Annotated in this window: 5 protein-coding genes and 2 pseudogenes; 1 reads left to right on the plus strand and 6 read right to left on the minus strand. The window is 68.7% G+C overall.

Features of this window, described 5'->3' with window-relative positions; translation table 11 throughout:
* Positions 1-780 precede the first annotated feature (780 nt).
* Entirely contained in the window at positions 781-1830 is a 1050-nt protein-coding gene (locus tag LZ604_RS35335; RefSeq protein ID WP_234520317.1) for a PP2C family protein-serine/threonine phosphatase, read from the plus strand.
* Between the two features lie 588 nt (positions 1831-2418).
* Here LZ604_RS35335 and LZ604_RS35340 read toward each other — a convergent pair.
* The 6 genes and pseudogenes from LZ604_RS35340 to LZ604_RS35360 form a co-directional block, all read right to left on the minus strand.
* Positions 2419-2877 carry a carboxymuconolactone decarboxylase family protein gene (locus LZ604_RS35340; protein WP_234520320.1) on the minus strand — a complete coding sequence of 153 codons (459 nt, stop codon included), beginning with the start codon at positions 2875-2877 and terminating at the stop codon, positions 2419-2421.
* A gap of 124 nt (positions 2878-3001) precedes the next feature.
* On the minus strand, positions 3002-3457 hold the full coding sequence (locus LZ604_RS35345; RefSeq protein ID WP_234520325.1) for a cupin domain-containing protein: 456 nt from the start codon (positions 3455-3457) through the stop codon (positions 3002-3004).
* Between the two features lie 24 nt (positions 3458-3481).
* The gene (locus LZ604_RS35350) at positions 3482-4402 is read right to left on the minus strand and encodes an NADP-dependent oxidoreductase (protein ID WP_234520322.1); all 921 of its coding nucleotides are present in this window, start codon (positions 4400-4402) and stop codon (positions 3482-3484) included.
* Positions 4403-4581: 179 nt separating this feature from the next.
* Positions 4582-5472 carry an RNA polymerase sigma factor SigJ gene (gene sigJ / locus LZ604_RS35355; protein ID WP_234520324.1) on the minus strand — a complete coding sequence of 297 codons (891 nt, stop codon included), beginning with the start codon at positions 5470-5472 and terminating at the stop codon, positions 4582-4584.
* An 89-nt stretch (positions 5473-5561) separates the two neighbouring features.
* Positions 5562-5744, minus strand: a pseudogene (locus LZ604_RS36515) (hypothetical protein); the annotation flags it as partial.
* Positions 5666-6500 (minus strand): annotated as a pseudogene (locus LZ604_RS35360) (NAD(P)-dependent oxidoreductase). The pseudogenes LZ604_RS36515 and LZ604_RS35360, both read right to left, overlap by 79 nt.
* Positions 6501-6773: the final 273 nt, after the last annotated feature.

A 6773-nucleotide genomic window follows, 5' to 3' on the forward strand; every position in this document is an offset into this window, starting at 1 on the left:
TACGTCCGGCTGGGGCACCCGCCGCAGCAGGCGCGGGCAGGGGCCACGCTCCTCGTGTCCGGCCTGCGCGGTCTGTGTCAGGACCGCTTGGTGACCCATGACGTCGCCCGCACCGACGAGGCCGCTCACCGACTCATCAGGGACGCAGTCGCGGCGGCCGACTGAGCCTGCGCCCCCGACCACTTCGGGGTCTCGGTATCACCCGCACTCGCGAAGCAGGCTGGTAGTCCGGTCCTGCGGGTTAGTCCGTGGATGACGCCCCGCTTGCTGGCGTAGCCGATCAAGACCAGGCCGTACGACCTGCAGACCACCGCCCTGGCTGACCTGAGTTAATTAGTCGGTGGAACCTTCTTCTAGCCCTGGGTCTTGCTGGGGATCTCCGTAAGCTGGGTTTTCCCTGCTCAGCAGTGATGGGCTCGTGGGCCTGGTGGTCGTCGTTGGTCGTCTTTGGCCACTGTCGAGCGGCCTCGGACGGCCCAGGGACGGCCCGGGGCCGACTGACGCCTGGCACTGCTCCTGCGCTCAGCGCGACGGACGCTTCGGGGGTGGAACCGGGCGGGGGACCACATCCTTGCCGAGATGTTCCTTGATCAGGTGTCAGATACCGATGTCGCTGATGTGGACGCGCACGAGGTTGGTCCGGTCGCTGTGGGTCGAGGTACGTCGGAGACTGGGACTCGATGACGATCCACCCAGAAGCACAGGGGCAGCAGGGTAATGACACGCGACCGCACACCTCTGGTCAGCTGGAGTCGATGGCCTTATCTCCTGCCTGCTGCGGTGCTCCTCGTCGCGGTCGTCGTCGACGTACTGACCCCGTCAGGATTCAGCGTGTTTCCGCTGCTCGCGGGCGCTCCCGTACTGGCCGCCCCCGTGTACTCGTTACCGGGCGTAATCGCCACCGGTGTAGTGACGGAGCTGATCGGGATGGCCGTGGCGTACACGAAAGGCGTCGCCCTTACCGAATACTCCGTTCGGTTCACAAGCGTCGTAGTCCTGACCGTTCTTGCCGCGATCCTCAACCGGGTCATGGCCAAAGGGCGGAAGCAGTTGAAAGACACCCGTGAGGTAGCCGAGGCTGTCCAGCGTGCGGTGCTCCCCATCCCCCCCGAGCGGGTCGGGCCGCTGGACGTGGCCTCCCGGTACCGGGCCGCCGCGAAGGAGGCTGCCATCGGTGGCGACCTCTACGCCATCCACCCCGCACCCGACAGCGTTCGGATGATGATTGCCGACGTGCGGGGGAAGGGACTGGGCGCGGTCCGAACCGTCAACAGGCTGCTCGGCGCCTTCTACGAGGCCGTGGCTCACATCCCCGGCTTGACCGATGTGGTCGACCGTTTGGAGGAGGTCATGCAGAGGGTCGATGCCGTGGAGGAGGAGGGCACTGAGTCCTTTGCCACCGCCCTCCTCATCGACGTCCCCAACGACGGCTCCGCCCTATACATGATCAATCTGGGACACCCCGCGCCGCTCCTCATCCACCAGGGCCGCGCGAGTCCGCTGGAGCCGTCTGCCCCGTCCCTGCCCCTGGGCCTGGGCAATCTGGGCCGCATCCGGGTACCGGTCGATCGGTACGCCCTGCCGCACGACGCGACCCTGGTGCTGTTCACTGACGGCCTGGTCGAGGCACGTGACCGCCACGGCACCTTCTACAATCCCGTGCCATTCCTGTCCCGCCCCCTCCCAACAGACCCGGGCGTGATCCTGGACGCTCTCATCGCTGACCTGACCCGGTACACCGAAGGACGCCTGGACGACGATGCCGCCTTCATGGCCGTTACCCGCCGGCCGGACGCATCCGACGGCACCAGAACTCGCTTCTGCACGTGAGGGGTGGCCCAGCGGTGCCCGGCACGCTACTGGGCTACGACGGCGGTGTGTACGACACTCAGCGTGAGGCGATCAGCCACACGGACCGGCTACTCAAGCGCCGCCTACCGGCCGCCTGAGGGGCACTGCCGTCAACTGGTGCCGTCAAAACGGCCCGGACCATGATCGGTCCGGGCCGTTTTCCCTTGTGCCCCCGGCAGGATTCGAACCTGCGACACCCGCTTTAGGAGTTCGATCCATCGGCTCTGTGGGCGGTTGGACCTGTGGTTGCCGAATGGGTCGGACTCTGGCTGCAGTTGCGGGGATCCGTCGTTGTCTGGCGACGTTGATGTCAACTGGTGATGTCACCGGGGCCGCGCGCCGTCGCCCGCCCGCGCCCACAAGGGCTGTCAGGCACTCACTGACAGAGCCGGTGGCCATCTCGGCACGTACGCCGTCGGACGCCTCCGCGCTGCACTATGGCAAGGACGGCGCCTGGCTTGTGATGAGCCGGGCAGCTCGCACAAGTTGCCCGGCTGGTTCCACCATCACCTTCACGACCGGGGAGGCTGCGGCAGCCCGTATCACCGCCCGGTGGGGCCGTCGAGGTCAGTTGCCGACGGGGTACCGGCTGGTGATCGCGACGCGGTTGAAGGCGTTCATCACGGTTGCCAGCCAGGCGATTGCAGAGACCTGGTCTGCGGTGAGTACGGCCGCGGCGGCGTTGAAGTCCTCGTCGCTGACGTGTCCGTCCGGCACGCGTGTGATCGCCTCGGTCAGGCGGAGGGCGGCACGGTCGGTGTCGGAGAAGTAGCCGGTCTCTTCCCAGGCGGGCAGCACCGCGATCCGGTCGGGGTTCTCGCCCTTCTTGAGGGCGTCGCGGGTGTGCATGCGCAGGCAGAACGAGCAGCCGTTGATCTGGGAGGTGCGGATCCTCAGCAGCTCGACCAGGAGCGGGTCGAGGCCCGCTGCGGCGGCGGCCTTTTCCACCTCCGAGGACAGGGCGATGAGGGTCTTGTAGGCGGCCGGGTGCTGCTCGCCGATGTTGACGCGCTGAGGGTCGGTCATGGTTCCTTTGCTTCCTTCGTGTGGTCCGCGCCGCGCTCTTGGGCACGTCTTCGTGGTGGGTGGGGCGTGCCCCGGCAGGGGCGGAGCTCGTGAGGAGTGTTGCCGCCCCGCCGCGTGCCCCGGGCTACGAGGCCGGGTCGTTGACCTTGAGTTTTTCTCCGGTGTTGGAGACGAAGACGACCAGGAGCTTGGCCGGCTTGGTCCGGCTGGTGTTCTCGGTGAGGACATGGTGGGCGCCCGGCTGCTCGACCCAGTTCTCGCCCTGGTGGTAGGTGGTCACGGGCTTGTCGTCGAGCTTGCTGCGCACGGTGCCTTCGAGGACGTAGGCGTAGACGAACGCCTGGCCGTGCCGGTGCGGCAGCGCCTTTGCGCCGGGCGGGAAGGCGACGATGGCTGAGGTGAACGTCTTGCCCTTCACATTAGGAAGGGCCTGCTGAAGCAGCAGTGTGAGGGTTTCGGCGGGGGCCGTCGATGCCACGACCGCCGCCTGCGCCTTGGCGTGGGTGGGCTGGTCCGAGGTCGAGCAGGCCGTGGCCGCAGTCAGCGTGGCGACAGCCAGGAGGCCGGCGGCGATTGGCATTTTGATCACGATGGGTCTCCTGATTCAGTCTTCCGTGACGCGGATGATCGTCTTGCCCGGGGTGCGCTTGCCTGGGGCGAACGCGGAGGGTGCTTCGGCGAGTGTCCGCACATCGCCGACGACCGGTTTGAGGCGGCCGTCCCTCACCCGCGTGGCGAGATCGGCGAGCCGGGCGCGGTCGGGTTCGACGACGAAGAAGATTGCACGCCCGTCCTTGGGCCGGACCTTGGGCGGCAGGACGATGCTGACCAGCGTGCCACCGGGGCGGACCAGGGCGGCCGAGCGGTCGAGGATGTCGCCGCCGATCACATCGAACACGACGTCGACGTCGCCAGCGTCCTCCAGCTCGTCGGTCTGCAGGTCGATGAAGGTGTCGACGCCGAGTGCGAGTGCCCTGTCCGGGCCGGAGGCCCGGCCGGTGCCGATGACGCGGGCGCCGGCCTCGCGGGCGAGCTGTACCGCGATCGAGCCGACGCCACCCGCGGCACCGTGGATCAGGACGGTCTGACCTGTGGTGAGGCGGCCGTGGTCGAACAGACCCTGCCAGGCGGTCAGCCCGGAGATCGGCAGCGCGGCGGCCACGGTGTGGTCGACGTCCGCCGGCAGCGGGGCGAGGTTGCGGGCCTCCACCGCGGTGTACTCGGCGAGCGTGCCGTCACGGGCCCAGTCGGCCAGGCCGAACACCCGCTGTCCGACACTCAGGCCGGTGGTGCCGTACCCCAGCTCTGCGACTACACCGGACAGCTCGTGCCCGGGCACGCTCGGCGTCCGGTCGCGGCCGGCGCGATCGGTCCACGTGGCGGGCCAGTCCAGCTCGCCAGGGGTGAAGCCGGCGGCGTGCACCCGCACGATGACGTCGTTCTCGGCCGCATGGGGGTAGGGCATGTCCGTCATGGACATCCCGGCAACACCGGCGTCACGGTCTCGCACAGTGATGGCTTGCATATACGTCCTTACTGCGGAGGGGCGACCCGAGCGCACAGCCCGTTCGCGCGCAGGGCTCGCGGCTGCAGGTGGATGTATGCCGTGCCGCATGATCGATCTCACCTGCTCTGGCGTCTTCCTTCGTCGCCCGTTGTGCGTTCTCACCAGGGAGACGAGGTGGCCCCTACGGGTGTGACAGCTCAGACGCGCGCGAGTTTGTCGGGATTGAGGACCCTGCGGTACGCGGTGATCAGGCCGTCCGTGATCTGGACCGTGTCGACGGAGTAGACCCGGCCTTCCCGGTGGAACACGAAGGCGAGTTCGCCGCCGACCTCGGCGAAGTCGATACGGTCGGGGCGCCACCGGCGCCCCGTACGCACCATGACCTCGGCGACGCGCTCGCCGCCGTGAATGAGCTTGCGTGCCGCCAAGACCTTGCCGCCGCCGTCGGTGACGTAGACCGCGTCCGGGTGCAGGAGCCTGACCAGGCCGGCCAGGTCCCCGGCCTCATAGGCCGCTCGGAAGACCGTGAGGACCCGTTCGCGCTCCGCCTTCGACGCCTGCGGCGTGGACTGCTTCGCCTTGGCCACCCGCCGTCGTGCCCGCGAGGCGAGCTGCCGGGCACCCGGCACGGAGACGTCCAGCACCTCGGCGATCCTGCCGAACTCAAGGCCGAAGACATCGTGCAGGACGAAGGCCACCCGCTCCGGCGGGCTCACTTCTTCCATGATCAGGAGCATCGCCGAGCTGACGGACTCGTCGACGAGTACCGGCTGCGACGCGTCCGGCCCTGTCAGCAGCGGCTCCGGCAGCCACGGCCCGACATAGCTCTCCCGGCGGAAGCGGGCGCTCTTGAGGATGTCGTACGACCGTCGCGCGGCCACCGTCACCAGCCAGGCCCGCAGATCATCGATGTCCTGCAGATCCACTCCGGCCGCCCGCAGCCACACGTCCTGGGTGACATCCTCGGCATCGGCCACAGTCCCCAGCAGCCGGTAGGCCACTCCGAAGACCGCGGGCCGGTGCCTCTCCCATTCGGCTCCGAGCGGGTCCTCCTGCTCAGACGGTCCGGGCCCGTGCCCGTCACCCATACGGATCGCAACCTCCTCCAGCCTGCGGATGCCGCGTAGCCGCCGCACCACCAGCGCCGAAGCGATGATCTACTGGTCGATGACCCTGCTCATGACCCGCCGCCTGGCCCACTCACGTCCACAGCTGGCGTGAACCGGCCCGGTGCAGGCTCGGCCAGCCAGCCGCGCGCGACCAGGCGTTTGGCCTTCGACCTCAATGCCTCCACCCGCGCCGGCACCACGTCCATACCGAACACTGCGGCCATCTCCTGGCATCGTCGTGGCCGTAGCCCAGCGTCACGGTCTCCTTGAACAGGGCGTGGCAGACCTCGAGCAGTGGTGAGGCGACCCCCGCCTTGCGGGCGGCCTCGGCGATCAGCCGGTTGTTCTTCAGCACGTCGTGGGCCGCCGCCTGCACCGCGAAGTCGCGGGCGTACAGCTTCGGCGCTTTCATACGGGACACCCCGCTGGCCATGGGCCCCGCGTCCGGGACGTCCAGGAAGAGCCGCCGGTCCAGGCCGTTCCGGTCCGCGAAGTGGTACGCCTCCGACAGACCCGTCACCAGCGTGATCAGGAACAGGTTGACCGAGAGCTTCATCAGCAGGGCGTTGGGCGCGGCGCGGCAGACGAACGTCTCCCGGCACAACGGGGCCAGCAGCGGCCGTACGCACGGCCGACTCGTCCCCGGCCAGCATCGCCACCAGTTTCCCGTTCTCCGCGGGCACCCGGGATCCGGAGATCGGCGCCTCGACATAGCGTCCGCCCGCCGCTCGCACGTCGGCATCGAGGGCGCGCGAGGTCGTGCCCATGTGGACCACGATGCGTCCGGCGACGCGCGCCGCGAAGTCCTGGGTGCCGCGGCCCAGGGTCGAGTCGATCGCCAGGCCGTCGGCCAGCATGAGGATCACGACGTCCGTCCGTGCGAACACCTCCGCGGGATCCGCCGCCACCTCGGCGCCTGTCGCGCGCAGCGGCTCGGTGCGGGCGGCCGTTCGGTTCCACACCACGAGCGGGGTGCCGGCCCGAGCCAGCCGGAGTGCCCTTGCGATCCCTGGCCCGCCACCTCGGCCGCCGTGAGCACATGAGCGACATCGTCCAGGCCATCGCCGGCCTGCTGTCCCATCAGCAGACCGCGGACCTGATCCCGGCACAGCAGATGTGAACACCGAGCCCTGCCGGAGTCCTCGACGTCTCACCGCCAACCGTGCACGAGCTCGTTAGGGCTCGCAGAGAATCAACATGGTAATTTGATCTTCGTGGGGTTGCTGTTTGCGAGGAACGCGGTGACGTCGGCGGGCGTGTGGAACCTGGCTGTCGAGGGT

This window comes from Streptomyces glomeratus (assembly GCF_021462825.1).
In the GTDB taxonomy this organism is placed as follows: domain Bacteria; phylum Actinomycetota; class Actinomycetes; order Streptomycetales; family Streptomycetaceae; genus Streptomyces; species Streptomyces glomeratus.

Coding starts and splice junctions, on each gene's coding strand:
- LZ604_RS35340 (WP_234520320.1), bottom strand. CDS start 2,877: ATGACCGACCCTCAGCGCGTCAACATCGGCGAGCAGCACCCGGCCGCC.
- LZ604_RS35345 (WP_234520325.1), bottom strand. CDS start 3,457: ATGCCAATCGCCGCCGGCCTCCTGGCTGTCGCCACGCTGACTGCGGCC.
- LZ604_RS35350 (WP_234520322.1), bottom strand. CDS start 4,402: ATGCAAGCCATCACTGTGCGAGACCGTGACGCCGGTGTTGCCGGGATG.
- sigJ (WP_234520324.1), bottom strand. CDS start 5,472: ATGGGTGACGGGCACGGGCCCGGACCGTCTGAGCAGGAGGACCCGCTC.